The 24,758-nt window shown below is 58.3% G+C and carries 22 protein-coding genes and 3 pseudogenes (2 of these 25 only partly in view); 20 read left to right on the top strand and 5 right to left on the bottom strand.

The genetic code is table 11. From position 1 onward, the window contains the following. The 9 genes and pseudogenes from J4G14_12560 to J4G14_12520 form a co-directional block, all read left to right on the top strand. Window positions 1-455, top strand: a pseudogene (locus J4G14_12560) (NADH-quinone oxidoreductase subunit D) (it extends 626 nt beyond the left edge of the window). Window positions 456-508: 53 nt separating this feature from the next. After that, entirely contained in the window at window positions 509-1,663 is a 1,155-nt protein-coding gene (gene nuoH, locus J4G14_12555) for an NADH-quinone oxidoreductase subunit NuoH (protein MCE2458622.1), read from the top strand. 3 nt (window positions 1,664-1,666) lie between these two features. Continuing rightward, entirely contained in the window at window positions 1,667-2,323 is a 657-nt protein-coding gene (locus J4G14_12550; protein MCE2458621.1) for a 4Fe-4S binding protein, read from the top strand. Continuing rightward, window positions 2,320-2,880 carry an NADH-quinone oxidoreductase subunit J gene (locus J4G14_12545; protein MCE2458620.1) on the top strand — a complete coding sequence of 187 codons (561 nt, stop codon included), beginning with the start codon at window positions 2,320-2,322 and terminating at the stop codon, window positions 2,878-2,880. Before J4G14_12550 ends, J4G14_12545 begins: the two co-directional genes overlap by 4 nt. Window positions 2,881-2,965: 85 nt before the next feature. Next, window positions 2,966-3,319 (top strand): NADH-quinone oxidoreductase subunit NuoK, encoded by a 354-nt coding sequence (nuoK, locus tag J4G14_12540; protein ID MCE2458619.1) that lies wholly within the window; start codon window positions 2,966-2,968, stop codon window positions 3,317-3,319. Between the two features lie 288 nt (window positions 3,320-3,607). Next, on the top strand, window positions 3,608-5,632 hold the full coding sequence (gene nuoL, locus J4G14_12535; protein MCE2458618.1) for an NADH-quinone oxidoreductase subunit L: 2,025 nt from the start codon (window positions 3,608-3,610) through the stop codon (window positions 5,630-5,632). A gap of 48 nt (window positions 5,633-5,680) precedes the next feature. Further along, the gene (locus J4G14_12530) at window positions 5,681-7,225 is read left to right on the top strand and encodes an NADH-quinone oxidoreductase subunit M (protein ID MCE2458617.1); all 1,545 of its coding nucleotides are present in this window, start codon (window positions 5,681-5,683) and stop codon (window positions 7,223-7,225) included. Window positions 7,226-7,244: 19 nt separating this feature from the next. Beyond that, window positions 7,245-8,753, top strand: a complete 1,509-nt coding sequence (locus tag J4G14_12525; GenBank protein MCE2458616.1) for an NADH-quinone oxidoreductase subunit N — start codon at window positions 7,245-7,247, stop codon at window positions 8,751-8,753. Window positions 8,754-8,774: 21 nt separating this feature from the next. Then, entirely contained in the window at window positions 8,775-9,734 is a 960-nt protein-coding gene (locus J4G14_12520) for a formylglycine-generating enzyme family protein (protein MCE2458615.1), read from the top strand. Here the strand turns inward: J4G14_12520 and J4G14_12515 are convergent. Beyond that, window positions 9,724-10,119: a hypothetical protein gene (locus tag J4G14_12515; protein MCE2458614.1), complete on the bottom strand. Its 396-nt coding sequence runs from the start codon at window positions 10,117-10,119 to the stop codon at window positions 9,724-9,726. The genes J4G14_12520 and J4G14_12515 overlap by 11 nt on opposite strands. Window positions 10,120-10,318: 199 nt before the next feature. Between J4G14_12515 and J4G14_12510 the strand changes: the two genes are divergently transcribed. Then, window positions 10,319-12,106: a PQQ-binding-like beta-propeller repeat protein gene (locus tag J4G14_12510; GenBank protein ID MCE2458613.1), complete on the top strand. Its 1,788-nt coding sequence runs from the start codon at window positions 10,319-10,321 to the stop codon at window positions 12,104-12,106. Here the strand turns inward: J4G14_12510 and J4G14_12505 are convergent, their stop codons facing one another. Beyond that, window positions 12,107-13,009 (bottom strand): acetamidase/formamidase family protein, encoded by a 903-nt coding sequence (locus J4G14_12505; protein ID MCE2458612.1) that lies wholly within the window; start codon window positions 13,007-13,009, stop codon window positions 12,107-12,109. Next, window positions 13,006-13,719, bottom strand: a complete 714-nt coding sequence (locus J4G14_12500) for a siderophore biosynthesis protein SbnG (protein MCE2458611.1) — start codon at window positions 13,717-13,719, stop codon at window positions 13,006-13,008. Before J4G14_12500 ends, J4G14_12505 begins: the two co-directional genes overlap by 4 nt. Before the next feature lie 257 nt (window positions 13,720-13,976). Between J4G14_12500 and J4G14_12495 the strand changes: the two genes are divergently transcribed. The 10 genes and pseudogenes from J4G14_12495 (at window position 13,977) to J4G14_12450 (ending at window position 22,707) form a co-directional block, all read left to right on the top strand. Beyond that, a complete protein-coding gene (locus J4G14_12495; GenBank protein MCE2458610.1) occupies window positions 13,977-14,288 on the top strand; it encodes a hypothetical protein in 312 nt (103 codons plus the stop codon). Between the two features lie 37 nt (window positions 14,289-14,325). After that, window positions 14,326-14,943 (top strand): cytochrome c3 family protein, encoded by a 618-nt coding sequence (locus J4G14_12490; protein ID MCE2458609.1) that lies wholly within the window; start codon window positions 14,326-14,328, stop codon window positions 14,941-14,943. A gap of 33 nt (window positions 14,944-14,976) precedes the next feature. Next, window positions 14,977-15,282, top strand: a pseudogene (locus J4G14_12485) (4Fe-4S ferredoxin). Then, window positions 15,255-17,219, top strand: coding sequence for a molybdopterin-dependent oxidoreductase (locus J4G14_12480; GenBank protein MCE2458608.1), 1,965 nt, complete (start codon window positions 15,255-15,257; stop codon window positions 17,217-17,219). The pseudogene J4G14_12485 and the gene J4G14_12480 overlap by 28 nt, the downstream one beginning before the upstream one ends. Window positions 17,220-17,232: 13 nt before the next feature. Next, window positions 17,233-18,027, top strand: coding sequence for a 4Fe-4S dicluster domain-containing protein (locus tag J4G14_12475; GenBank protein ID MCE2458607.1), 795 nt, complete (start codon window positions 17,233-17,235; stop codon window positions 18,025-18,027). Further along, on the top strand, window positions 18,020-19,477 hold the full coding sequence (gene nrfD / locus J4G14_12470) for a polysulfide reductase NrfD (protein MCE2458606.1): 1,458 nt from the start codon (window positions 18,020-18,022) through the stop codon (window positions 19,475-19,477). The genes J4G14_12475 and nrfD (J4G14_12470) overlap by 8 nt, the downstream gene beginning before the upstream one ends. Before the next feature lie 12 nt (window positions 19,478-19,489). Next, window positions 19,490-20,863, top strand: coding sequence for a polysulfide reductase NrfD (gene nrfD, locus J4G14_12465; GenBank protein MCE2458605.1), 1,374 nt, complete (start codon window positions 19,490-19,492; stop codon window positions 20,861-20,863). Between the two features lie 11 nt (window positions 20,864-20,874). Continuing rightward, window positions 20,875-21,447, top strand: coding sequence for a DUF3341 domain-containing protein (locus tag J4G14_12460; GenBank protein ID MCE2458604.1), 573 nt, complete (start codon window positions 20,875-20,877; stop codon window positions 21,445-21,447). A 7-nt stretch (window positions 21,448-21,454) separates the two neighbouring features. Continuing rightward, complete coding sequence (locus J4G14_12455) at window positions 21,455-22,159, top strand: cytochrome c (GenBank protein MCE2458603.1); 705 nt, start codon at window positions 21,455-21,457, stop codon at window positions 22,157-22,159. Between the two features lie 89 nt (window positions 22,160-22,248). Then, window positions 22,249-22,707: a DUF2177 family protein gene (locus J4G14_12450; GenBank protein MCE2458602.1), complete on the top strand. Its 459-nt coding sequence runs from the start codon at window positions 22,249-22,251 to the stop codon at window positions 22,705-22,707. 126 nt (window positions 22,708-22,833) lie between these two features. Here J4G14_12450 and J4G14_12445 read toward each other — a convergent pair whose 3' ends face one another. Beyond that, the gene (locus J4G14_12445; GenBank protein ID MCE2458601.1) at window positions 22,834-23,073 is read right to left on the bottom strand and encodes a ribbon-helix-helix protein, CopG family; all 240 of its coding nucleotides are present in this window, start codon (window positions 23,071-23,073) and stop codon (window positions 22,834-22,836) included. A gap of 66 nt (window positions 23,074-23,139) precedes the next feature. Beyond that, window positions 23,140-24,758: pseudogene (gene metH, locus J4G14_12440) on the bottom strand (methionine synthase); it runs 2,047 nt beyond the window's last position.

Genomic DNA, 24,758 nt, shown 5'->3' with positions numbered 1-24,758 from the left:
TCAATGGCCCCATGCTCAGGGCTGCCGGGGTCCAGTGGGACCTGCGAAAGGCGGACCCCTACGAGGTGTACGATCGCCTGGAGTTCGACATTCCCATCGGCTCAGACGGGGACAACTTCGACCGCTACACCGTGCGCATCCAGGAGATGCGCGAGAGTGTGCGGATCATCAAGCAGTGCATCGAGCAGATACCTGACGGTCCTGTTCGCGCCGCCACACCGTTCTTCATACGAGCTCCCGAGGGAGACGCCTACGCGAGTGTGGAGGGGCCGAAGGGCGAGTTGGGATTCTACCTCGTGAGCGACGGGGGAATCTCGCCGTACAGGTGCAAGGTGCGCGCACCGTCGTTCATCAACCTGAATCCGCTGCGAGAGATGCTCATTGGCGGAAAGATGGGCGACCTGATTACGACATTCGGTTCAATCGACATCGTCCTCGGTGAGGTTGACCGGTGAACATCGGCGAGCTGTTCGAAGGCATTATCAGCTTCGGGAGCATCTATGACTTCATAGACGGCTTTGTTCCCGAGGGCCTTGACTGGCTGGTATTCACCGTTGGAGCGGTGATTCTGGCATTCATCGTCATCAACGTGATGATAATGTCCACAGCGGTCTATACGTGGTTCGAGCGACGTACCCTGGGCAGGTTCCAGAACCGACTGGGGCCAAACCGCTGGGGACCGTACGGTCTGCTTCAGCCCATCGCTGACCTTCTCAAGCTCATAACCAAGGAAGACACTACTCCCGATGAGGCGGACCGCTGGGTGATGCTCCTGGCGCCAATCGTGCTCCTCGTGCCAACTCTCGTGGTCGTTGCGGTTGTGCCGTTTGGTGACAACTCGTTCCTGGGACGACTCAATATAGGAATCCTGTTTGTTCTGGGTGTGACTTCGGTCAACACGATTGCCATCTTCATGGCTGGCTGGGGCTCCGCCAACAAGTACGCGATGCTTGGCGCGATGCGCGGAGTCGCGATGCTCGTAAGCTACGAGGTGCCCATGGCGCTTGCCGTCGTGGGCGTGTTGATCCTGTCAGGATCGCTTGCGATGTTCGATATAGTCCAGAGCCAGTCGATTCCGTTCCTGATAGTGCAGCCGCTTGGGTTCCTGATCTTCGTGGCCGCAGCGTCTGCTGAGATGAGCAGGACACCCTTCGACCAGATCGAGGCCGAATCGGAGCTCGGCTCCGGCTACAACACTGAGTACAGCGGCATCAAGTTCGCGCTGCTGTTCCTTGCTGAATTCATGGCTCCGATTATCAACTCGATGATAATCGTGGTGCTGTTCCTGGGAGGGACAAACGGCCCCTCGATTATCCCCGGGCAGATTTGGTTTATAGTGAAGACGTTCGTCGTGGTGTTCGCGCTTCTGTGGGTGAGGGCAACCTGGCCCAGGCTGCGCGTCGACCAGATTATGGGATTCGCATGGAAGGGCCTGTTCGCTCTTTCGCTGCTGAACATCTTCGCCATCGCAATTGAAGTCGTGATTTTCCAGGACGATGCGGGTAACATCTCTACTAGCTCGCTCTGGATCATGTCGGCAATCAACTGGGTGCTTACGGTGGTAGCGATCGTAGTTACAGCGAGGGTGCTCGGACAGAATAAGCTCGAGCGACCGGCGCCCACTCCTTCTCCACTGGCAAATATGTACGCGGAGGCTGATTAGATTATGTATGGCCTCTCACTGTTCAAAGGGCTGGGCGTGACGTTGAAGAACCTCATCTCTCCCGGACGCAACTTCACTGTTCACCAGTACCCCGATCGCAAGATCGGCCTGATCGGTCTGGCACGGATGAACAACCAGAACCCGGTGACGTTCGCCCTCAAGCGTCCAGGCGAGTCGATTAAGGCACTCGCCGGACTGACCAGCGTGCGTGATCGTCAGTACCAGCACCCGAGGTTCAGGGGTGAAGAGTTCTCCTGGTATGAGAACCGATGCACCGGGTGCGCGTCATGCGCGAAATACTGCCCGCTTGGGATCATTCGCATAGTGACGGACCCGGCCAAGACCGACATGCAGGAAGGCGATAAGTACTTCCTGGAAGTATTCGACATAGATATCGGACGCTGCATGTTCTGCGGTCTGTGCGTCGAGGCGTGCCCCTATGACGCGATACACATGGGCAGGTACAGCCGCCGGGACCTCGTGATAGACAAGGAGCGGCTGGTCTCTTCTCCCAAGCGTCCCAGCCACTGGTTCAGGCCGCAACTGTCTGCCAGCAGCGAGTACAACCCGCTGGAAGGAGACGAGGCCGACTGGCGTGAGGTCCACCGGCACGAGGGCCCGACCCTGACCGACCAGCAAAAGCGTTGGGGCCAGAGATGATTCCAGGTCAGGGGACCGAGGCGTCCCTGATTGTCGATGTCGTCTTCTGGGTGCTCGCGGTAAGCAGTATCATCGCGGCATTCGCTGTGGTACAGATGCGAAACCTGTTCCGGGCTGCGCTGTTCCTGATCGTTTCGTTCCTGGCTGTCGCCGGGATGTTCGTCCTGCTAAGAGCTGAGTTCATCGCCGCTGTACAGGTGCTCATCTACGTCGGCGCCATCTCGGTGCTGATAATCTTCGCCATTCTGATGACGGGAGAGGTCGAGACCGGCAGTCCGGCGCACTCGTTACGAATACCTGTCGCCATCCTGGCTGCGCTCTTTGGCATTCTTGCCATTTTCGTGACTGTTCAGACAGACTGGATAATCCTGGACGATGTCCTGCAGAGTGGGAACCTCAGCGCTTCTGCCACTTCCAGGATAAGTGAGGTATTCTCCAATACGATCCCCTGGATAGCTCGCCTGCTGGTGCAGGACTTCGTCCTGGCGTTCGAGGTGGCTTCCGTCGTGCTATTGGCGGCGATCATTGGCGCGCTTGCGCTGATTCGCGAGAGGTAGTCTTGCATATCGGAAACATTCCAATGTTTGCAGACCCACCGCTGTCGCTCCTGATGGAGTCTGACGGCGTGGGAGAGGCGCGCAATTGAGTCTCGACAATTTCCTGATAGTCTCGGCGATAATCTTCGCCATCGGGCTGTACGGAGCGCTTTCGAAGCGCAACGCTATCGCCGTGCTCATGTCGATAGAGCTCATGTTCAACGCGGTCAACCTGGCTGCGGTTGCATTCTCCAGATACACCGTTCCAGCGACGCTTTTTGGCCGTCCCGAGAGTGGCACTGAGCAGATGACGCATCTGCTGCTGACAGGCCAGGTCTTTTCGATATTCATCATTACGATCGCCGCCGCAGAGGTGGCGCTCGGACTCGCCATCGTGATCGCCGTCTATCGGAGTCGCTCGACCTTGTTCGTCACGGATGCGACCCAGATGAGGAAGTAACTTTTCATGTGGGAAAAGCATCAGGTTTGCGGGCAGGGACATAACCCTCTCCCACAAGGGAGAGGGGACATCTGTGCTTCCCGAATCGGTATGAGAAGAGAGTAGCTAAGTTCGTATGTGGGTCGAGTATCGCACCGTGCCCAGCCTTATGATGGCTGAGATGTGGAAGGACCTTCTGGAAGGCTTCCGGTCGGTGACATCATGGACTGGGGAGAGAGGACTCCCTTCAAGGTGTACGTTCCGAAGGGCAGAGAACACGTGGCCGACGAGATTCTGAGGAAGCTTTAGATGATCTCCGAATCCCTCGTCTGGCTTACCCTCTTCGCGCCGCTCGCGTCGTTCGTCCTCATCGGGTTCGTCATCTGGCCGCTCGCGTATACGCGTTCAAAGACCAACCCGGACCAGGGTCTCGACATTCTCGGAAAGTCTGCCGGATGGCTGACGATACTGGCCATTGGCATCAGCTTCGTCATATCAGTCGGGGCGCTCTTCAGCACGATCTCAAACCACGGGCATATTGAGTATGCGTCCCATGAGTGGCTATCGGTCGGCGACTTCACGTTCAACGTCGGCATCCTGATGGACCCGTTGACGGCCGTGATGCTCGTGGTCGTTACCGGCGTCAGCCTGATGGTGCAGATCTACTCGCTCGGATACATGAGCGAGGAGGAGAACCGTGGGTTCTCCCGCTACTACGCTTACATGTCGCTTTTTACGACCTCGATGGTCGGACTCGTGCTGGCATCGAACATCATCCAGGTGTTCGTGTTCTGGGAGCTCGTGGGGCTTTGCTCATACCTGCTCATCGGATTCTGGTTCACGAGGCCATCGGCTGCTAACGCCGCGAAGAAGGCCTTCATCGTGACCAGGGTTGGCGACTTCGGCTTCCTGCTCGCGATCATGTACCTGTTCTTCCAGCAGGACACATTGTCATTTGCTGGACTTAACGGCCTCGACATCCCCGACCTTTACTCTGCGGTGGAGATGGGACTAATCGCGGGCGGAGTGGCGACCTGGATTGCGGCCGGCATCTTTGCCGGTGCTGTAGGTAAGTCCGGCCAGTTCCCGCTGCACACTTGGCTCCCGGACGCGATGGAAGGCCCGACGCCAGTCAGCGCACTGATCCATGCGGCAACGATGGTCGCGGCGGGCGTGTTCCTGGTTGCGAGATTCTTCCCGGTGTTCCAGGCGTCGGACGAGATGATGATCGTCGTGGCAATTATCGGCGCGTTCACCGCGATCTTCGCGGCGTCGATGGGCCTGGTGATGAACGACATCAAGCGAGTACTGGCGTACTCGACTGTCAGCCAGCTCGGGTACATGATGCTCGCGCTCGGAGTGGGCGCGTACGCATTCGCGATATTCCACCTGTTTACCCATGCCTTCTTCAAGGCTCTGCTGTTCCTCGGATCGGGTTCTGTGAACCACGCCAGCGGCACCTTCAACATGCGATACATGGGAGGTCTGCGGCGTTACATGCCGTGGACGTATGTCACGTTCCTGATAGGAAGCCTTGCGCTAGCGGGAATATTCCCGCTGGCCGGGTTCTGGAGCAAGGACGAGATCCTCGCCAGCGCCTTCCATGAAGGCACTTCCCTGGGATACGTCGTGTACGCGCTCGGTCTGGCAGCGGCCTTCATGACTGCGTTCTACATGTTCCGGGCTCTGTTCATGACGTTCAATGGCGAATTCAGGGGAGGCGCAGAAACTGAGGCCGCAGAGTCGGAAGATGCCGAAGAACTGCACCTCGGGCACGTGAGCCTTCACGAGTCGCCGTGGACCATGGTCGCGCCAATGGTCGTTCTTGGGATACTGGCCGTGATTGCCGGGTTCATATTCAACCCGCTGATGGACCTCGGAGTCGTTCCGATCCACTGGTTTACCCACTTCATGGGCGAAGGATCGATTGCAGTAGAGATCCCTGACTTCGACGTTGTGCTCGCGGTAGTCTCCACTGTGGTAGCCGTTGCCGGAATATTCCTCGCTTACATGATGTACTACCGTCAGGCGTGGTCTGCCGAAGCAGTCGGAAGGCGATTCTCGTCCATTTACACGATGCTCAGCGCCAAATACTACTTCGATGAGTTCTACGAGGACGTTCTGGTCCGAAGCTTCTTCTACGGAGGAGTTGCCCGAATACTAGACTGGGGCGACAAGAACATCGTCGACCGGATCGCCAACATGATTGGCTGGTTGGGGGCAAATGTCGGAAGTATGCTGCGGCAGTTCCAGACAGGACAGATCCAGCAGTATGCGGCAGCGATCTCAATTGGAGTAACGATAATCCTGGGACTGTACATCTGGTTCCTTTAGAGAGGTATCTCAATAGTGCAATCCCTGGTAGATAGGTAAGAGTAAGAGTTGTTCACAGGACTTCTGACAGCTGCAGTGTTGCTGCCGATAGTGGCGGCGGTGCTTATCCTGCTGTTCGGGCGCGACGCCCGGACGGTGAGAATATTTGCTGTTGCCGTCTCCGTGGTCGAGTTCCTGCTGACGCTGTTCGTCTTCCTGAACTATGACACTTCAGAGGGCGCTGACCAGTTCCAGATGGTTGACAGGGTGGTGGACTGGATCCCCATCGAGTCGTTTGAGGTCCAGTACTACCTGGCCGTCGATGGTCTGAGCGCACCGCTGGTTATGCTCACCGGACTGCTCGGAATGGTCGCCATATTCGCTTCCTGGACCATAGGTCAACAGCGAAGGGAGCAGGGCGAGGAGCCGCGCGAACGCGAGTACTTCATGTGGCTGCTGGCGCTACAGGGCGCGGTGGTTGGCGTGTTCACATCGCTGGACTTCCTGCTCTTCTTTGTCTTCTGGGAACTCGAACTTATCCCGATGTTCTTCCTGATCTCGGTATGGGGCAGCGGACGTCGGGAATACTCGGCCATGAAGTTCCTTATATTCACGATACTGGGAAGCGCGTTCATGCTTGTCGGCATCCTGGTGCTGTACTTCTCGACTGGGTCGTTCGACATGACCGAGTTGCCTGCGCTGGTGCGCCAGGCTGGCACCGGCCTGCCTGCACTTGCGGTGTTCCTGCTTCTGTTCGTGGCATTTGCGGTCAAGCTTCCCGTTTGGCCGCTGCACACATGGCTGCCGGACGCTCATACTGACGCGCCAACTGCCGCGAGCGTGATGCTGGCCGGTGTGCTTCTAAAGATGGGCGCTTACGGCATGTTCAGACTTGGCGCCATCCTGCCGGACGTGCTACGCGACGTGTCGTGGGCCCTGGCCGCGCTTGGAGTTATAAACATCCTGTACGGGGCATCCGTCGTGCTCAGGCAGACCGATATGAAGCGACTCATAGCCTTCAGCTCGATCAGCCACATGGGTTTCATACTTCTGGGACTGGCATCCGCCGTCGGTGTGGCTGGAAGCGTTTCGCCAATCGGCCTGACCGGCGCTTCGCTGCAGATGTTCACGCATGGCGTGATAACAGGGATGCTGTTCCTGCTAGTGGGCTACGTATATGAGCGCGCGCACACAAGACACATCCCGGACCTGGGCGGGTTGGTCGGAAGAATGCCCGTACTGGGAGCCGCCCTGCTCGTCGCGGGACTTGCCTCGCTTGGACTGCCATCTACCGCCGGTTTCGTGTCTGAGATCCATGTGTTCCTGGGCACATTCCCGGTGTGGAGCTGGATGACGGCTCTCGGCGCCTTTGGCGTCGTCCTCACAGCGGGGTACATACTATGGATGATCCAGCGGGTAATGCTTGGCCCGCTGAATCCGAGATTCGCCGATCTCAAGGATGCCACGCCCCTGGAACTCGTGCCCATAGCGGCCCTGATCATTGCAATTATGGTGGTCGGAATCTTCCCGAGCACACTTACCGACGTATTTTCTACTGGAATAACGCCGATCGTTGAATCTCTCCAGATGGACCTGACCCTGAGCCGTAACTGAGTAACGAGACAGTAACAACTTGACTCTCAACGACCTATACCTGCTGTCACCTGAGATCGCTCTTGCGGGAGTAGCGATGCTGCTGATCCTGCTCGATCTTGTCGTGTCCAGGAAGGGTGTGCTGCTGGCCGTCGGGGTGATTGGCCTGGCATTGTCCGCCGTCTTTTCCCTGGTCCTCTGGGGCGACCTCGGCTCGGAGCCTTCAGGCCAGATGCAGGGCATATTCGGGACACTCGTAGTCGACAAGTTCAGCCTCTTCTTCAAGCTGCTCCTGGCAACGGCAGCATTGCTCGTGCTCCTGATTTCCGGCTCCTACGTCGACCGTATTGCGAGATTCAGGTCCGAGTTCTACGGACTGATCCTGCTTGCTACGTCCGGCATGATGTTGCTGGCTTCCACTACTGAGCTGATAACGATCTACGTTGCCCTGGAGCTGACCGCGCTGCCAACTGCGGCGCTGGCGGCGTTCCTCAGGGACGGTCGCTCGGCAGAGTCGGGGATGAAGTTCCTCATCCTGAGCGCCATTAGCTCCGCGATTCTGCTCTATGGGATGGTGTTCATCTACGGTCGCACGGGTACGACTTCTCTGCCCGAAATCGCGGCCCAGATCGAGGGAATGCTCAATGCAGGCGTGCTGGACCCGAGGGAGGCATTTGGTGACAGTAAAGCCCTCCTGTTTGGGATCACGCTCGTCATCGCCGGATTCGGCTTCAAGATATCGAGCTTCCCGTTCCAGTTCTGGGCACCCGACGTCTATGAAGGTGCGCCAACTCCCATTACCGCTTTCCTCTCGGTGGCGTCGAAGGCTGCGGGCTTTGCCGTCCTGCTCAGGGTGTTCTACATATCCTTCCCGATGGAAGTCGTCAGCGAGAACTGGGCTGCGATATTCGCTGTCCTGAGCGTGGCCTCCATGACATTCGGCAACCTGGTTGCGATTCGTCAGAGCAACATCAAGCGGATGCTGGCGTACAGCACCATCGCTCACGCCGGTTACGTAATGGTTGGGCTGGCGGCGTTTGCCTCGGGTTCGGCTGAGCAGACTGACATCGGCACCAGTGGCATTCTGTTCTACCTGGGTGGGTATGTGGCTACGAACCTCCTGGCATTCGGCGCAATAATCGCGATGTCGAACAGGCTCGACTCCGATCAGATTAGTGGGTACGCGGGAATGGTGAGGCGCGCGCCTCTGCTGGCTGCGATGCTGGGATTTGCGATGGTCTCTCTAACGGGGATTCCGCCCACAATTGGGTTCATGTCGAAGATATACCTGTTTGGCGCTGCCGTCAGTGCCGACATGGCGTGGCTGGCGATTGCAGGCATGGTAAACAGCGTGATCTCTGCCTACTACTATCTCCGGGTCGTCAAGGTGATGTTCCTTGATAAGGCTAAGGACGAGAGCTCGATCACGTCTGACGCCGCCACTGGCGTTGCTCTGACGGCCACCGCGGCTGCCACTTTCGTGTTCGGTGTCTATCCGACTCCCCTGATCGAACTGGCGCGGTCTGCGGCTTCTTCTCTGGGCATCTAATCCAAAGCTGAGGAGGTGGGGATGACCGAATCCTGCTGCGCGCCCTCGGCCGGAACTGAAAGACCGTCGTCGCGCCTCGCATCTGCCGCACTCGTCAGAACAGAACCACTCGAAAGCGCCCCCAGGGACATGGTCCGTATACCCGGTGGCACGTTTCTCATGGGGACAGATGACGACGCAGGGTTTCCCGCTGACGGTGAAGGTCCGATACGAGAAGTAGACGTCTCGCCATTCTTCATCGATGAGACCGCCGTGACCAACGCCCAGTTCGGAAGGTTCGTCCGGCAGACCCGCTATCGGACCGAGGCAGAGCGATACGGCTGGTCGTTCGTCTTCCACTCTTTTGTACCGAGAAAGGTCGCCAGGACTGTCACACAGGCAGTCGCCGAGGCGCCCTGGTGGTGGCGGGTAGACGGCGCCTGCTGGCGCAGGCCTGAGGGCCAGGGTTCAGGAATCAGCCGCAGGATGGACCATCCTGTCGTCCACATCTCATGGAACGACGCGCAGGCGTACTGCCGCTGGGCCGGGAAACGGCTGCCCACCGAGGCCGAGTGGGAGATGGCAGCCCGAGGCGGGCTGCTTGGAAAACGCTATGTCTGGGGCGACGACTTGACACCTGATGGCAGGCACATGTGCAACATCTGGCAGGGAGACTTCCCGAACACGAACACTATAGAGGACGGTCACGCCGGCACTGCTCCGGCCAGATCGTTCGACCCAAACGGATTCGGCCTGTACAACGTCGCCGGAAACGTCTGGGAGTGGCAGTGGGACTGGTTCAGTCCGACATTTCATAGCGACGGCCCCCGGATCGACCCCGCAGGTCCCCCGTCAGGAATGAGCAGAGTGATCCGTGGCGGGTCTTACCTTTGCCACGAGTCATACTGCAACCGCTACCGCGTCGCCGCCCGCAGCGCCAACACCCCAGACAGCTCCACCGGCAACATGGGCTTCCGCTGCGTGGCGGACGCTATACGGTGAGGCCGTGGCTGTGGTCAGTTGCAGCGGCCACTTTCGGGCTCGCTGTTCTGGCGGCCTGTGACCAGCCGCCACCTGCAGCTGACACTCCTACACAGGTACCGGTTGTTGCGGTAGCACCAACGAGCAGTCCTACGCCAGAGCCGACATCTACTCCAGTTCCGGAGCCAACTGAGACCGCTACTCCTGAACCAACGAGTACTCCGACTCCTGTTCCCACTGCTACACTTACACCCCGGCCGACTGCTACGCCGCCGCCCAAACCGACATCTACGCCTGTACCTACTTCAACGGCCACGCCTGAACCGACTGCCACGCTGGTTCCGTCTCCAAGTGCTACACCAACAAAGGTACCCACCTCGACTGCCATCCCCAAGCCGACTGCCACGCCACCTCCAACTAACACTCCTACTCCGAGACCAACGTCTACCCCAACAGCAACGCCCGTTCCCCCGGAACCTGGGGAGATCGCCTGGAAAGTAGATACTGGTAGCTGGATTGATGCGAAGCCCCTGGTACATGAGGGCATCGTTTACATAGGTTCACAAGACGATCTGTTGTATGCGCTCGATTCGGATACAGGTGACGTGACCTGGAGATATGATGCGGGGGCAAGCATCACCGCAACCGCTGCAGTCCACAACAGCACTGTGCTGATTGGGGACCTTGGCGGCTGGGTACACGCTGTTACTAGAGACACCGGGGAACGACTGTGGCGGAAGGGCAGGCTTGGTGAGGTGTGGGGGAGTGTCTCGACGAACGAGATCGGTGTATTTGTTGCAGATGATCTGGGCACTGTCACCGCATTAGGCTTGGACGACGGCTCTTTGCTCTGGGAGTACCAGACCGGGGACGCGATCTATGGCGGCACCAGTGTCTTCGACGGACTTGTCTACGTGGTGTCCTATGACAGTTGGGTCTACGCGTTGGACACAGAAACAGGCGAGATGGTGTGGAAGAGCGAGCTGCGCCTGGGCTCCAACTCTACGCCGGCCGTTTCGCATGGACTCGTACTGATCGGCTCATGGGACGATCGCGTATACGCACTCGACGCTAAATCAGGGCGACTGAAGTGGAACTTCTGGACCGGTGACGATGTTGTATCTTCGGTGACCGCAACCGATGATTCAGTTTACTTCGGCTCGGCCGACGGATATCTGTACGCTGTCGATGCGTCCTCGGGTACGCTGAACTGGCGCTATCGTATTGGAAACAGCATCGAGTCAACCCCGGAAGTGTCTCAGGGCCTTGTATATGTCGGTGCGAACGACGGCTGGGTGTACGCTATTGATGTCCAGACTGGGTCATTGGCCTGGAAGTTTGAGACCGAGAACGAAGTTCAGGCGCCCGTCCTTGTACATGGCAATACGGTTTACGTAGGCTCCCACGATAGTAATATCTACGCGATAGCAGCGGGCTTCCAGGATGACTACCTAGCACCACCTGCCGAGCCTGCGTCGAATCCCGACTTCACACCGTTGTCCCCGGAGGAGTTGAAGCAGCGGTTGACCGAGGCGTTCGGGTCGCAGCAGCCGGTGTTCGCGTCAGTTGCAGTCTTCGGCCCTGACGGCAAAACGATAGAGGAGATCGACGGGTCCAGCCTCGTCATCGAGATCTTTGAGAACGGCTACTACCTGTTGACTGGCAGGTCGGTTCAGCAAGATGGCTGGGAGGCCAGGTACTTCTCCGTGGAAGACTACAACGCTCTTGCGGAGGAAAGAGGAGACCCTGGTCTGAGGCGTTCGCTGGGATGGTGCTGTATCCGTACCGATGAGGGCCTCGCACTGATAATGCGAGCTGACCGCCCTTTGGACTCTGCTACCGCAACCACCGCGCACGAGGCTGGTCACGCACTGCAGAGACTGCTCAACCCAGTCCAGAACAAGGCCCCCAGGGATTCCCTGATCGGGGCAATGAGAGAGGCCGAAGCCTACTCGTTCGAGGTTGCCCTGGCTCGAAAGATAGGGGAATACACCGGCGTGGAGATCGCCCGACTTCCAACAGGCTACAGGTGGAGGGCATACCTAGACCAGCAGAGAGAGAACTTCAAGGAATCGGTCAATGACCTAACCATGGAGCACCCTCGCGGACGCTTGATCATGTGGCTTGCGGTGCTGCATGACCCAGAACTCGCTGATCTCCGTGAAGAACTTGAGCGCAACGGATTCCTTTCGGCGGACTCTGTGTACCAAATGTTCCTGAGGTTCACCAGCCTCACGCCGTCTGAAATCGAACCCTACATCGAGGCCATTACACCCGAAAGACTCGGGGACAGCCTGAATTACTTCAGTGGTGTGGTCAACAAGCGTGCCGGGTATGTAATCGAGTTTACAGACCTCGTCCTCAACGTCCCTATCCTCGCCATCAGCCCGTGACTACTTGGGCAGCCACTTCCGGTCCACCTTGCAGACGTAGCTGAAGGTCGGGTTCACGAACTGGGTGCAGCGTGCTTCCAGCACCTGGCCCAGGAAGAGATACGCCTCGCCGCGTTCGAAGCCGTAGTCGGTCTCCAGCCACAGCAGCATCTCTGAGAGGGCTATCCTGAAGGCGTCTTCTGCGGGTTTGGCGATCCCAGTCGTCATGATGTGGGTCTCGTTCTCGATGCGAGGCCATGTCATGTTGCCTGGAAGGGGAGCGAGCTCGCAGCGCAGCCTCGCTGTGCCGCCGGTCTCTATGCCTCCGGCGCCGCAGATCTCGCCGTCCCCCTGACGCGCGTGCATGTCTCCCACGTGCAGCAACGCTCCGGGCACTTGGATTGGGATGTGAACGGAAGCTCCGGCGGTGACCTCCTGGATGTCGAAGTTGCCGCCCCACTCACCGGCCCAGGCGTTGGTCCACCGGCTTCGGGCCGGGGCTACGCCCACGACCCCGAGCATAGGCTCGACTGGAAACTTCAGCTCGTCGCTCCAGTGTATGAGGCCGTCGCTGATCTGCACGATCTTTTGGTGGTGCCCTATGCCGGTTCCGCCCATCCAGCCGGGCATGGCTCCTGTGCTCCCTCCGAAGCGTGTGTATCCGAATGGTTCTGTCTGGATGTCCAGCACGTGTACGATCAAGACCTGCCCAGGTCCGGCGCCGTTAATGTAGATAGCCCCGCTGGACGGATTACCGCCGACCAGCTTGGCTTCCAACTCCTCCTGGCTGGGATGTCCCTCGATCCACGGGCCGCGATTCATCTGAGTTACGACCTCGAACTCCTCGCCAGGGTCGACGAACAGCGTGGGAGGGTTGTCCGGTCCAGTCTCGAAGTAGAGGATGTCTTTAGTGGCGCGCTTCATTGTTGAGCCTCCATGAATGCCCTTGCTCCGTCCATGAACAGGTTGGCCGCCCGCGCAGACGTCATGACATCGTCCGCCATCTGCTTGCCGGCAGCGTGAACGGCGTCACGCACCTGCTGCTCGAATTCCTGCACTCGGGGATGGTTCGGCTGTCCTGGCAGACCCATCGACTGGGCGATGTCCTGGGCGCCGGACGCGTACAGGTCTATCCCCTCCACAGCAAGGATTTCGTCTATGTTGTCGAGTACCTGCAGGTCCTCCAACTGCGCGATAACCAGGATGTTGTCGTTTGTGTGCTCCATATATCCCGGAAGGGATTCAACGTCGCCGAAGTAGGCGCCACGACCAGACCCGAAACTGCGCTCGCCCCTCGGCACGTACCGGCATGCTGCCGCGAGCTTTCGTGCCCGGTCTGCGTCCACGATGTGCGGCCCGGTTATGCCGAGAATGCCCCTGTCCAGGAACCTCAAAATGGTGGGATGTTCGATATCAGGCACACGTGCCATTGGTGTCAGGCCTGCCATGTCCGCGATTCGACAGAGGTCGTCGAGCAGGTCGACCGTGAACGGCCCATGCTCGCTATCGAAGGTCACGAACTCGAACCCCACGCGTCCTCCAAGTTCTATCAGCGTGGTGGATGGGAACGACAGGTTTAGGCCAAACGCCATCTCCCCCTGGCGCATCCTGGTAACGACATTGTTGACTCTCATGTGAAGGGTCCTCCTCTACTTAAGTCTGGCAGTATTATAGACGCCAGACGCTTAGGCGTTTGTGGCATGAGGTCGCCTGTTCTTCTTGACATACAAGCCGCCAAAGTGATAATTTTCACAACAGTTTTGAAGCACACAGGCAGCGGCTCATAGGCACCTGACCTTGACACCCCCAAACCCCGGTGTGATAATCGTCAGCGGCCTTGAAATGGCCACCTTTTTATTGAAATAGAAACGGGATTTCGACCGTCTAGCTTATGGATGTAATTCCCATAACCATGGACCCGAGAGTAATCGGGCCCGAGAGTTGGAGCGAGCTGGGCAGCCTGCTGCGAAGCCTCTGGCTGTCCGTCCTCTTCATAGTTCTCTTTGCCTCGAACATGATCCTTGGACACATCATGATTCCATCGTTCGTCATGTCCGGGCACATTCCGGAAAGCTGGAGCAAGTTCAGGATGCCGCTCTACATCCTGGCCGTCATCAGCTTTGTCATTGCTATGTTCTTCATAAGCCGCGCCGTAGATTACGCTGGTGTGCTCAGGAACTTCTGGCCCGACTACTGGATCTGAAAGACAACATCCCACCGATACCCAGGACAGCCGCGATTTGATCCCAGGCGATTTTCAGATAAAGAAGCCCTCCGGCAAACAGTTGTTTCTCGGTGCGGTGTTGGGCATTGGCGGACTGGTCACAGCAGTTGTCGTGCTTCTGGCCCTGATTTGGGTTATCTCGGCATGGTTTGGAACACCCGTGATATTCGGATCAGACGAAGGCCCTGAGCAGCCGATAGCGTTCCCGCATACAACGCACGTGCAGGACCTTGGCCTGGACTGCACATTCTGCCACCGAGAGGTGGAGACGTCGGCACAGGCCACGATTCCAGCGGTCGCCATCTGCATGACGTGCCACCAGGCGGTGCCCGGTTCCACCGAAATGCAGCAGGCCGAGATAAAGAAGATAAAAGACGCGCACAAGAACAACGAAGCCATCGACTGGGTTCGGGTACATCGCGTTCCGGACCACGTCCATTTCGTTCACGAGGCGCACATCAGATACTTCTCTGAGCGGGATGGCATTCCCGCCTCGCAGACATGTTCTACCTGCCATGGCGATGTTGGCTCGATGGAAAAGGTAAAGCAGGTACGCACACTGAAGATGAGTGACTGTGTGGACTGCCACCGCGACAATGGCGCGCCAACCGACTGCACAACGTGCCACTACTAGACTAGAAAAGCGAATCCGGCTGGATTACACACAATGGCGTTAACCAGAAGACAGTTCCTGACTCTCACCGGCGGCTCCGCGTCCGCGGCGATACTGTTTGCCGCATGCGGTGTACCTGAGGACGAGCTGCTCGTTCAGGCTCCGGTGCAAATGCCGGAAGACCTGGTCTCGGGGCGGGACAACTGGTATGCGACCCTCTGCAGGGAGTGCAGCTCCGCTGAGGGCCTGGTCGTCCGCGTGATGGAGGGCAGGGCCCGCAAGATCGAGGGCAACATCGACTACCCGGTGAACGTCGGTAAGCACAGCGCAAGGTGCGAAGCCGGGCTCCAGGCTCTCTACAACCCAGACCGAATTCGGGGCCCGCTGGTACGCGCCGGCGAGCGAGGCACGGGACAGTTCGAAGAGATCAGCTGGACCGATGCCATAGGAAGGCTCACCTTCCACCTGCAGAACATCCAGCAGGCCAGAGGCCAGCAGGGTGTCGTGGTTGCGACCAACCCTGTCGGCGGACACCTTGGCCTCGTGGTCAGCAGTTTTGCGAGGCAGTTCGGCGCCAAACACGTGCCCTACGACCCCGTCGAGAACACCAACCTGAACGCGGCGATCACCGCATTCCTGAGTTTGACATTGAGAATTCTCAGTTCCTCCTGTCCTTCGGGGCGGACTTCCTGAACACCTGGGGCTCCCCCGTACGCTACGGACGTGGGTACGGCAAGTTCAGGCAGGGAGACCGCGAGAGGGGCACACACTATCACGTGGATTCCCGCTTCTCGATGACTGCTGCTAACGCAGACAAGTGGATACCCGTAAAGCCGGGAACCGAGGGTCTGCTCGCGCTGAGCATTGCCCAGGTCATGGTACGAGAGGGAACAGGCGACTCGGCTGCCACTGAAGCGCTCACTGGCGGAGATGCCGAGGTATTGTCGGCGTTCGCTCCTGAGAACGTGGCTGAAAGAATCGGCCTATCCGCTGAGAAGATCGTTGATATTGCACACAGCTTCGCGGGGCATCCTCCTGCGATAGCGATTGGCGGCGGCTCAGCCGGCGCTCACACGAATGGTCACGCCAGTCTGGCGGCCATTTACTCACTGAACTTCCTGGTCGGCAGTGTAGAGGTCCCCGGCGGCGTGCTATTCAATCCGGCGCCACCACTCGAGGGACTTGCTGGACCGCCGGCTTCAGGCTCGTTGTCCGACTGGCAAGGCATTGTCGCGGACATGCGCGCGGGCAGAGTAAACACTCTTATGGTCAGTGGGGCGGACCCGTTCTATGGGCTTCCAGCCTCCGTTGACATCTACGATGCTTCATATGACGTGCCGTTCATCGCCAGCTTCAGCAGCGTGATGGACGACACAACACTGATGTCCGACCTGGTGCTTCCACAGCACACAGGCCTCGAAGACTGGGGTACCGACAGCCCCCACTTCGGGCCGGGCTATGAGATGGTCGGATTCCAGCAGCCGGTGGTCAGGCCCTTCTTCGAAAACCGCGGTCCCGAGCTCGGTACTCGCGGCTTCGCAGATGTGCTGCTGACTGTGGCTCAGACGCTTAACCTCAACCTGGACTTGGGCGGAGAGACCTTCAAGGATATTCTCGAGGCCGATGCGCAGAAGCTCTACACCCTGGGACGTGGCTCGGTTAGCGCGCCCACGTTCGGGAGCTTCTGGAACGGACTCCTTCAGCGTGGAGGCTGGTGGGATACTGGCGCACGCTTCTCCGGTGGTATCTCCAGGCCTCCTGAGCTTCCCGAATACCAGGAGGCACAGTTCGAAGGTGACGGAGCATTCGAATATTACCTGACTCCCTTCAGCCAGATCGGCATTGGGGAGGGGCAACGCGCCCACCTGCCGTGGATGCAGGCGACGCCTGATCCCATTACGACAGCAACCTGGCGGACGTGGATTGAGATCAACTTCCGCGTTGCTGAAGACCTCGACATTCGCGAAGGCGACGTAGTCCGGGTGTCTTCGCCGAGGGGCTCCATAGAAGCCCTGGCGTTCCCGCATCCTGGTGTGCCGCCGGACACTGTGTCCATCCCGCTTGGACAGGGACACCGGGGCGGTGGTCGCTATGCCAAGGACAGGGGCGCGAACGTGTTCTCGATTCTTGCGCCGCTGACGGATAGCGATACCGGCGCCATCGCGTGGGCCGCGACCAAGGTCAACTTAGAGAAGACCGATGAGTGGATTCGTGTGCCGAAGTTCGAGAACACGGTAGTTGATTTCCCTGAAGACGATCACCAGCGGGTCGTCCAGACCACCTCAGAAGATAGCTAAGGGAGCAACCTAAATGCCCGAAAGCTGGGGAATGATAGTCGATCTTGACAAGTGCACAGGCTGCCAGGCCTGTGTGGTAGCTTGCCAGGCGGAAAACAACATTCCCATCAATGAAGAAGAGCATTTCAACCAGAGACGAGCCATCCAGTGGATACGCGTAGAGCGGTACTGGGAAGGCGAGTTCCCTAATGTGAGGGCGCGGTTCATACCGCTATTCTGCCAGCACTGTGCGGATGCTCCATGCGAGCCAGTCTGCCCGGTTTACGCCACCTATCACAATTCAGAAGGTCTGAACGTCCAGATATACAACCGCTGCATCGGCACAAGGTTCTGCGCCAACGGTTGCCCGTACCATGCCAGGTTCTTCAACTTCTGGGAGCCGGCGTGGCCGGAGAGCCTGAAGAACCAGCTCAACCCTGACGTCACGGTTCGCAGCCGAGGCATCATGGAGAAGTGCACGTTCTGCATCCAGAGGATTCGCAGGACGAAGCGCACTGCCGAGCAGGAAATCGGCAACGCATCAGCAGAGGCGATAATGGGCGACCCGGTCTACGAGAGGTCCATAAGCCCTGCCTGCGTCAATGCATGTCCGACCGAGACACTTGTCTTCGGAGACCTGTTCGACATGCTGTCGGCAAAGCGCGAGGGCGAAAGACTGCCCCAGCCAAAGAACAAGGCCCAGGAGATCGTAAAGCGCGAACTCGATGAGGGACGGGGCTACAGAATTCTCGAAGAGTTGGGTACCCATCCTTCAGTGATATACCTGCAAAAGGTTGATAAGGAAGCTCAGGAAGCCTCACATGGCTAGCAGCGCACACGCAGCCCCGCACGAGGGTCCACACGTAGATCCCCGCGTCGCCGAGCCTCCGACTTCTCCGGCGGAGACGACGGAGGCTCTTGTCGGCAAGTTCCTGAGAGTCGGCGATAATTTCTGGAGAGCCGTTGCTGTCTTTGGCGTCCTAACGATATTGGGAATTATCGGCGTCGTCGTAAGGCTCATTAACGGTGTCGGCGATACCATTATCTGGGGCTACTACGTGGCGATGTTCAGCTTCATGATCACGACCGCGTCGGCAGCGCCGATGGTCGCTATCGCCCCGAGACTCGCTAATGGTCACTGGCGCAGGCCTCTTTCCCGCGCTGCTGAGCTTTGGAGCGTTGTCGGACTGCTCAGCCTGCTGTGGTTCATCCCGATGCTGTGGATACTGCCGCCGCTAAGTGACGGCCGCCGTTCGCTCTGGTTCTTCGACATGAGCGATCCCAACGCAGTGCCCTCGTACACACCGCACATCTGGGCGTCGGCGGCGATACTCGGACTGGTAGTGACCGGACTGGCGCTACTATGGGTGTCCAGCCTCCCGGACTTTGCTTCAATTGCGCAGCGTGCGCCTAAAGGCTCGCGTCAACAGCGCATGGCCAAGTGGATGGCCCGCGGATGGCAGGGGACTTCAGCCCAGTGGTTCATGGTGAACCGCAGGCTGGGAATCCTTGGCGCGCTCTACTTCATGATGTTGATCTTCGTCCACTTCCTCATTAGCGTCGACTTCCTGATGACGCTGGTGCCGGGATGGATCGATTCGCTGTATCCGATTACACACGCAGCGAACGCGCTTCAGGCGGCCGCTGCGACCATGGTCCTGACGGCCTGGGTGCTCAGGACTTTCTGCGGATACGAACGCTACATTGGGATCGACCAGATATGGGGACTCGGCAAGCTGATGTTTGCGCTGTCTCTGCTGTGGTTCTGGTTCTGGTTCTCAAGTTTCAACGTGCTCTGGTTCGGCAAGAAGCCGTCTGAGCAGGCCGTCATCGAGCTGCTAACCACGGGCCCGTATCTCTATGTGTTCATGGCAGTGTTCATGCTGTGCTTCGTCATACCTCTGTGGACCCTCGTATGGAATCCGGTACGCAAGAGCTTGTGGGGTCCGCCCCTGCTGGCAGTCAGCGTGCTCCTGGGTACGCTGCTGGACCGGGTCCGGCTGTATGTAGGCGCCTATTCGGTGGACGGAATCGGCAACCCCTCAGTCGATAAGCTACACGGTCTGGAACTCGGCCATCTTCCGAAGGCGGTCTGGCCTGACATCTTTGATGTCTTCATTGTGGTTGGTGCCATCGGCGCCACTATTCTGGTGTACCTGTTTGCCACCAGGATCTTCCCTGTAATCAACATCTGGGAGCAGAGAGAGCTCCAGCTTTACGATAGGGGTCACGAGTCGTATCACCGAGGCCACGTCCGAATCATGGGTAAGAGCGAGTAGCGCCGGGGCGATATGCTAGAACACGTACACTTAGATCAGAAGACGATCAACAAGGAGTTGCTCGGTGGTGTGCTTGGCACGCCCCGGTGGTGGCTGCCCACGGTGATCTTCCTGTTGATAGTGGTGTTCACTGGACTCGGAGCTTTCGGGTACATGATGAACAAGGGCCTGGGAGTTACAGGACTCAACAGGCCGGTCCTATGGGGCTTCTTCCTGGTCAACTTCGTCTTCTGGATTGGAATCAGCCACGCCGGGATCATGATCTCGGCCATTCTGAGACTAACGCAGGCGGAGTGGCGACGTCCGGTAACTCGTGCGGCGGAAGTGATGACAGTGTTCTCGCTCATGGCCGCACTCCATACGCCTCTGTTCCACGTTGGACGGCCCTGGCGCGACTTCTGGGTGTTCCCCTACGACTTCGCCCGTGGCGTCTGGCCCAACGTGCGGTCGCCGTTCGTCTGGGACCCGAGCGCGGTTATGACCTACCTGATAGGTAGCTCCCTGTTTGTGTTCATAGCGTTGCTGCCCGACCTGGCAATTGTTAGAGACAGGGCCAAGAACGTCTGGGTGAAGCGTTTGTATGCGGGGCTCTGCCTCGGCTGGCGCGGAACTCCCAGGCAGTGGAAGATGCAGGCCATAGCTGGAATCCTGCTATCGGCGCTGGTTCTGCCGGTGTTCGTTTCGGTCCACTCGATCGTGTCATGGGACTTCGCCGTCGTAATCGGTGTAGAAGCATGGCACTCGACTATCTTCGCACCCTATTTCATTATCGGCGCCATCCACTCCGGCGTGTCTGCCGTGGCAATGCTCATGGCGCTCGGCGTATGGATGTGGAAGCTGGACAACTACATCCGGCCTGACCACTTCGATGCGATCGCAAGGTTGCTGATCGTGGTTGCAACCACGTGGTTCTTCTTCTTCTTCATTGAGTGGGTGTTTGCGCTCTACACGCTGGAAGGACCTGAGATCGCAATGCGCGAGCTTCAGGTGTTCGAGTGGCCGTACTCGGGGCTGTTCCTAGTGTTCCTGTTCACGGCTTATTTCATTCCGGTACCGATGTGGATGTTCAAGTCGGTCCGCCGCTCGGCGTTCTGGATGCTCATAACGACGATCCTGGTGAACGTTGGTATGTGGATAGAGCGCTTTGTCATCATCATTCCGGGCCTGGCCCGGCGACAGCCGTTAACATTCGACTGGGGTACATATCACCCGAGCCTTGTCGAGATTCTGATCGTTGCGGAGACATTCGCTTTCGTTGCTCTCGGCATGCTCCTGTTCAGTAAACTATTCCCGCTCATTCCTCTCTTCGATATCAAGGAGGGAATGACGAATCGACGCGAATTCAAGATTGGACGTCGCACTATTCCAGCGACGGTCCGTGAATGAGGTAAGCGCATATGCTTGCAAAGAGTAGCGTTCTTGGCCTGTTTCCCGAGGGAGAAGAGGATAAGGCAGCCGATGCCCTCGACGCGCTCCGTGATAAGGGTTATACCCATGCGGAGTACGAGATAATCACCGGCACGCCATATCCCGAAGGCACATTTGGCGAAGAGGAGCCTAAGCACACGCTGTTCAGATGGCCCCTCATGGGCGCCGCCTGTGGATTTATCGTGGGTCTGGTCCTTACTTCCGGTACACAGCTGGCTTATCCACTCGTTACGGGTGGAAAGCCGATACTCTCGATCCCACCCATGTCCATCATCATGTACGAGGGCACAATGCTTGGCGCGATCATCTTCACGGTGATCGGTGTCATGGTCGAGTCTCGACTCCCCCGCTTCTTCATGGGCGCGTACGATGAGCGCATAACTGAGGGCTACATCGGTGTTTCCGTCACCAGTGACAGGGAGAGGGCCCTCGAAGCAGAGGAAGTGCTCAAGGAAATCGGTGCAGAGGAAGTCAAGAGAGGTTGGGAAGACTCTGATCCTCCTGAAGCTCCTGAATCAACAGAAGACGAACAGGACGCCTAAGCCTGATATGGCAGCTCCCAAAGACATATCAACGTATTCACGCGGACGCACGGCTAAGCGCTCACGCGCGTCTGTGCTGGGCATTGCGATCCTGGTAGTGGCGCTCGCTCTGTCTACCGCGCTCGGCTGCTACAACAACAACACCGGCGAGACAAATATCGGGGACGCTATCAGGTTCAAGCTGCCCGCGTTCCCAGAGACCGGATCCAACAAGGTCCAGATCTTCACCGAGATGCACTACCAGCCATCGTATCGCTCTCAGGAGGGTCCCAGGCTGGACGTTCCGGACAGTGCCGTTCCAATTACCGGCAAAGAGGTCATCCTGACCTCAGTCGACGAATATGCAGCCCTTGAGAACCCCGGCGGCGATTCCAACAATGGGCAGGCGCTCTTCGCTATCAACTGCGTCGTTTGCCACGGCCTCAACTTGGATGGGCAGGGCCCCGTCATGGTAACTGGCCCGACGATGGTGCCAGCCGACCTCAGGGGAGAGGTTACTATGGAGCGCACCGATGGTGAGCTCTATGGCCTCATCAGCTACGGTGGCAACACCGGGTTCACTACCCGAGTGCCAGCGCTCACAGACCCTACCGTCGACGGCGAACGCTGCGTCGGTCAGGGATCGTGCCCAATGCCTGAGTTCCGCAAGCTGCTCACTGAGTCGGAGCGCTGGGACCTCGTCGCCTACCTCAGAGGCATGCAGGGGCAGTAAGAGGCCCACGAAGTGGGCTCAGCACGCTGCTCGTGAAGCTATTTGCGTAAGCCAGGGGTATGCGGGACGGTTCAGGAGGAGGCGACCCATTGAACATCATCGCAACGAGCACGCTTGCAAGGTTCATCGCAGCGTTTGTGATCTACGCGGTGGTAGACGTGCTCTGGAATGTTTCACCCATGGCCTTGGGTATGTACGAGGCACTGCACGATGCTAGCGGCAGCCTCAGGGATGAATTCGGAAAGCAGCCGGACACCTGGGGCGGCATCGAGGCTGTGTCGCTCATCGTCTTCTTCGTGCTGATAGCGTACGCGAACGTCCGTCTGGCGATTGAGCCAGCAATCCGAGACAATTCTCTCATGGTCGCCGTGAAGAACAGCCTTGCGCTGGGCTGCGCTGCCTACGCCACCTACATCGTGCCAGTGTTCGTGGCCACCGCCAACTGGCCGGCTGCCTTGGTGCCAATAGACATTATCATCGGCGGCTTGCTGAGTCTGATCACCTCGACCGCAGTTACCAGCATTGCGCTGCGTGCGAGGAACCGCTAAAGCTGGATCTCATCGTTCTTCTTTTGGCCATGAGCCTGAATAGTTTGCCGGGCATCGAGCTTCTGAGTTCCCTACCTGCTGTAGGTGAGATCTCGACCCTGTAGCTTCGCCTCCTGCGACGAACCACTAGTCCCAGCCACGTTCTTTCCTGACGGTGGCGAAGAACTCGCTGGCTTCTACTCCGCCATGCTTACGCCACTCTCGATCAGCTGACTCGATCTCTCCGAGTTCCGATTCGTCCAGCTCGGCGTCGAGAAGCCACTGTTCGACAGCCTCCGTCAGCAACTCGCCGACAGGACGGCCGACCTTGATTGCCTCCTCTTCGAGTGCCGTATAGAGTTTGTCATCCAGGGTCAAAGTCTTCATCAGATTTCCTCTTCAATGTCAGGCTGCAACTGCCTCCTGCTTGGGTCACGTGAACAGCCGAACTTCTTAGCTATCATACGCCAGGTTTGGTCTTAGCCATCGCTCGACTTCGTCGATGCTGATGCCCTTGCGACGAGCATAGTCCTCGACCTGGTCGCGCCCTATACGGCCTATTCCGAAGTAGTGGGAGCCCGGATTGGCGAAGTACAGGCCTGACACCGAGGCCGTCGGCCACATTGCGTGTGTTCTGCTCAGCGTCGAGCAGCGACCATAGAGTCGACTTCTCAGTGTGGTCAGGACAGGCGGGATAGCCGGGGGCAGGCCTGATCCCCTGGTACTTCTCCCGTATGAGTTCATCGTTGGCGAGGTCCTCGTACTCCGAGTACGCCCAGAATTCCTTGCGGACACGCTCGTGCATCCGCTCGGCAGACGCTTCTGCAAGGCGATCGGCCAGTGCCTTGGTCATGATAGCGCCGTAGTCGTCGTGGGCAGCTTCCAGGGCGCCTGCATACTCGTCGCTTCCGATTCCTGCGGTCACGACGAATGCCCCGATGTGGTCTGTCAATCCAGATTCTCGCGGAGCGATGAAGTCACAGAAGTTCTCCCTTGGCAGGTTTGCCCGGGCGCCGGACTTGTCCGCCTGCTGTCTGAGGAAGTGCAGAGTAGCTGCGACATCGTCAGTCTCGGTAGAAGACGGTGAATACACTGTGACGTCGTCTCCAACGGCATTCGCGGGCCAGAAGCCAATTACCGCCCTGGCCGTCAGCGCTCGCTGCTCGATCATCTTCTCTAGGAGGTTCTGAGCGTCCCTGAAGAGTGTTCTGGCCTCTCGCCCGTAGGTCGGACTGTTCAGGATGGCCGGATATGTGCCTCTCATCTCCCACGTGAGGAAGAACGGTGTCCAGTCGATCCTCGCAATAAGGTCTTCCAGTGGGTAGTTATCGAAGATGCGTAGTCCAGTAAACCGTGGAGCCGGCTGCACACTCTCCTGCCAGTTAAACGTCTCCTGGCGATTGCGCGCTTCTTCTATCGATAACAGCCTGGTCTGTCTGCTTCTGGATTCCCGGTCCTCGCGTACCTTCGTGTAGCGGCTCTTTGTGTCTTCGATTACTCTCTGACCATCGTCACCGAGCAGATCGCTCATCATCGTTACGGCCCTGGATGCGTCCCTGACGTGGATTACGCCCTTGTCGTACTCAGGTGAGATCCTGACTGCCGTGTGTGCTACAGAAGTTGTTGCGCCCCCGATCAGTAGCGGGGTCTCGAAGCCCTGCCTGGACATCTCCCTCGCTACGGTCACCATCTCGTCGAGGGACGGCGTTATAAGGCCGCTCAGGCCGATTATGTCGGCATCTTCCTCGCGTGCAGTATCGAGAATGGTCTGGAATGGCGTCATTACGCCGAGGTCGATAACTTCGTAGTTGTTGCAGCGCAACACGACCCCGACGATGTTCTTGCCGATATCGTGTACGTCTCCCTTGACAGTGGCCATTACCACTTTGCCGTTGGACCTAGGTACATCGCCGTCTTCGGTTTCGGCCTCGATGTATGGTACGAGCTGAGCGACAGCCTTCTGCATGACTCGAGCGCTCTTCACGACCTGCGGGAGGAACATCTGCCCTGACCCGAACAGATCTCCGACGACGTTCATGCCGTCCATCAGGGGGCCTTCGATGACGTGCAGC

It is taken from the genome of Dehalococcoidia bacterium, assembly GCA_021295915.1.
Lineage (GTDB): Bacteria > Chloroflexota > Dehalococcoidia > Lucifugimonadales > UBA1123 > VXRN01.
Note: the sequence above shows the minus strand (reverse complement) of the source record. Positions and strands in the feature narration are given on the sequence as shown.

What these genes read in the sequence shown, in the direction of transcription:
- J4G14_12495 (MCE2458610.1), top strand. Translation starts at nt 13,977, where the DNA reads ATGGATGTAATTCCCATAACCATGGACCCGAGAGTAATCGGGCCCGAG.
- nrfD (MCE2458605.1), top strand. Translation starts at nt 19,490, where the DNA reads ATGCTAGAACACGTACACTTAGATCAGAAGACGATCAACAAGGAGTTG.
- J4G14_12505 (MCE2458612.1), bottom strand. Translation starts at nt 13,009, where the DNA reads ATGAAGCGCGCCACTAAAGACATCCTCTACTTCGAGACTGGACCGGAC.
- J4G14_12475 (MCE2458607.1), top strand. Translation starts at nt 17,233, where the DNA reads ATGCCCGAAAGCTGGGGAATGATAGTCGATCTTGACAAGTGCACAGGC.
- J4G14_12445 (MCE2458601.1), bottom strand. Translation starts at nt 23,073, where the DNA reads ATGAAGACTTTGACCCTGGATGACAAACTCTATACGGCACTCGAAGAG.
- J4G14_12455 (MCE2458603.1), top strand. Translation starts at nt 21,455, where the DNA reads ATGGCAGCTCCCAAAGACATATCAACGTATTCACGCGGACGCACGGCT.
- nrfD (MCE2458606.1), top strand. Translation starts at nt 18,020, where the DNA reads ATGGCTAGCAGCGCACACGCAGCCCCGCACGAGGGTCCACACGTAGAT.
- J4G14_12520 (MCE2458615.1), top strand. Translation starts at nt 8,775, where the DNA reads ATGACCGAATCCTGCTGCGCGCCCTCGGCCGGAACTGAAAGACCGTCG.
- nuoL (MCE2458618.1), top strand. Translation starts at nt 3,608, where the DNA reads ATGATCTCCGAATCCCTCGTCTGGCTTACCCTCTTCGCGCCGCTCGCG.
- J4G14_12545 (MCE2458620.1), top strand. Translation starts at nt 2,320, where the DNA reads ATGATTCCAGGTCAGGGGACCGAGGCGTCCCTGATTGTCGATGTCGTC.
- J4G14_12460 (MCE2458604.1), top strand. Translation starts at nt 20,875, where the DNA reads ATGCTTGCAAAGAGTAGCGTTCTTGGCCTGTTTCCCGAGGGAGAAGAG.
- J4G14_12550 (MCE2458621.1), top strand. Translation starts at nt 1,667, where the DNA reads ATGTATGGCCTCTCACTGTTCAAAGGGCTGGGCGTGACGTTGAAGAAC.
- J4G14_12500 (MCE2458611.1), bottom strand. Translation starts at nt 13,719, where the DNA reads ATGAGAGTCAACAATGTCGTTACCAGGATGCGCCAGGGGGAGATGGCG.